Annotated in this window: 3 protein-coding genes; 1 reads left to right on the top strand and 2 read right to left on the bottom strand. The window is 65.5% G+C overall.

Going from position 1 to position 2,150, the window contains the following annotated elements; all coding sequences use genetic code 11:
* A partial coding sequence (locus Q0R23_RS09635; protein ID WP_293912499.1) for a helix-turn-helix domain-containing protein occupies positions 1 to 667 on the top strand: 667 nt, incomplete at its 5' end.
* Between the two features lie 155 nt (positions 668 to 822).
* Here Q0R23_RS09635 and Q0R23_RS09630 read toward each other — a convergent pair.
* Positions 823 to 1,914: a GTP pyrophosphokinase family protein gene (locus tag Q0R23_RS09630; RefSeq protein ID WP_366520414.1), complete on the bottom strand. Its 1,092-nt coding sequence runs from the start codon at positions 1,912 to 1,914 to the stop codon at positions 823 to 825.
* Positions 1,915 to 1,978: 64 nt separating this feature from the next.
* The coding region (locus Q0R23_RS09625; RefSeq protein ID WP_293912501.1) for a transposase at positions 1,979 to 2,150 on the bottom strand (172 nt) is incomplete at its 5' end.

The following is a 2,150-nucleotide window of genomic DNA, read 5'->3' as shown; positions in this document are numbered from 1 at the left end:
AGATTCCGGTAGCTCGCCCGCTCCGGCCCAGACCGTGACCGATCCGCGCCTGGCCGCGCTCCTGATCGACCCCGCAGCCCGAAGATTCTACGAGCCGTTTCTGGGCCGGAGCCTGAGCGTAAAGGCGGCGGCCCTTGAAGTGGGCTGCACGCTGGACCAGATGCTCTACCGGGTGCGGGTCTTCGTGCGGGCCGGGCTGCTGGAGACCGTGGAGGAGCAGCGCCGCAAAGGCCGGGCCATCAAGCTGTACCGGACGGCGGCTGCCGCCTACTTCGTGCCGCACAGCGTTACGCCCTTTGCCACCACCCAGGACCGCCTATACGCGGTCACCGAGCCGTACATCCGCGAGTGGGCCAGGTCCGTCGCGGCGCGTCTGCAAGCCAGGGGAATAGAGGGCACCCGCCTTTACCGGGACGCTTCCGGGCAGGTCTGGTCGGTGTCGGCGGAAAACGAAGCGAGTCTGGGAAATCTGGCGTCGGGCGAGCTGCACGATCCCTCCCGGCCAGCCAGCTTCGACATCATCACCACGCTGCATCTGAGCGAATCCCAGGCCCGTGACCTTCAGGCGGCCCTGGTTCGGCTGCTGGAAGACCGGTGGACGGCTGCCGCGTCTGAAGGCAGCGCACCGTTCACCCTCAGCCTGTTTTTCCACCCTGAAATGCGTTGAAGGTCATCCGGCCTCTCCCACACGCCTCGCCCAGAGCAGATGTCATAAAAAGACCCTTTTTATGACCGAGCGGAGCGAGTAGTGTTGACTGAGCAGGACGCAGAATGAAGGCGCGGGGAGGCTGTTTTCCCCGTGGCGTCATTCGGAGTACTGCTCTAGACGACCTTTCCCTCGCTGAGCGCCGCATACACGCCCCTGACCGTCTGCTCCATCTCGGCGGGGTTGCCGCGCAGGTCGAGCAGCCTCACCACCACGTCGGCGTCCAGCCCGGCGTGGGCACAGGCCCGCCACAGCGCGTAGTGCACCACGCTGGTGCCGGGGCGAGCACCGCCCAGCGGAACCCAGGCGCCAAGCAAAGCCGGTTGCAGGGCGGCGGCGAACTGCACGATCTCGCCCGGTAGCCTGCGCAACTCTTTCAGGAGCTGACCCACCGAACGCACCTCCACGTAATCGAGAATATTGGCCAGGCGCTGAGGACGCTCAGGGTCGGTCCAGTCGGCGCGGAGCGGCACATTCAGGGCAGCGGCCACCGCGCTGTCGAGGAGTCGAATTTCCGGCGAGGCGATCAGGTGGCTCAGGCTCTGCGCGTCGATGAACACGCCGTCCGGGGCCTGCTCGATGCGTTCGGGCAGGGTGGCGGCGTAGTCCTGGGAGAGCCGGTGAATCGCCATGAATTCCTCGTCGGCGACTTCCAGCAGCCCGGCCAGGCGGTAAAAGCGGCGCTGGACCTCGCGGGGCACGGCGGCGCGGCTCTTGTAGCCCAGGTCGTGCTCGATCTCGGCCCAGGCGTGCTGCAAAATGCTGCGAATCTGGACCTCGAAGCGGGGCGAGTGCCCGCCCTCGTAGTGGCGGCTGGCGAAGCGCATCACGTAATGCATGCCCTTGTAGCCGAAACGGTCGGGGTCGTGAAATTTACTTTTATCGACGCTATTGTCCCAGTCGATATCGAAGACGGCCTCCAGGGCACGCGCCACCGCCAGCACGTCTTCCTCGAAATAGGTGATGATCCGCACGCCCACCAGGTCGGTCACGTCGCCGAGCTGGGCATAGCGGCCTGGCTTGCGGCGCAGCTTGTCGGCCAGACTGCCCGGCGTCTTCAGGCGCGAGGTCAGGTGGTGAATCTTGATCCCGGCGCCCTCGATCAGCCCCTCGATCAGCCGCATGGCGTCCTCGCGCAGACCCCCGTAGAGCGCGTGCTGGGCGCGGTAGTTGAGGGTCAGCTCGGCAGTTTCTGCGGACGGATTCACCCGCCCAGTCTAGTGCAGTCCAGTCTGGTGCAGCCCAGTCTGGTGCAGCCCAGTCTGTATCTGATTAGCGATGCAGGTCCATCAGGGTCCGCACAGGGTCGTGGCCGCGCAGACGGGCGGTTTCGACGACGCTCTTGATCTGGGTGTAGCTGTTGGCACCCCGCGCGTTTTTGCTGCACTGAGACACTTTACGGGTGATGACGACGCTCCGCAGTGCTCGCTCTGCGGCATTATTC

Origin of the sequence: Deinococcus sp. (assembly GCF_025362455.1) — a bacterium.
Lineage (GTDB): Bacteria > Deinococcota > Deinococci > Deinococcales > Deinococcaceae > Deinococcus.
Note: the sequence above shows the minus strand (reverse complement) of the source record. Positions and strands in the feature narration are given on the sequence as shown.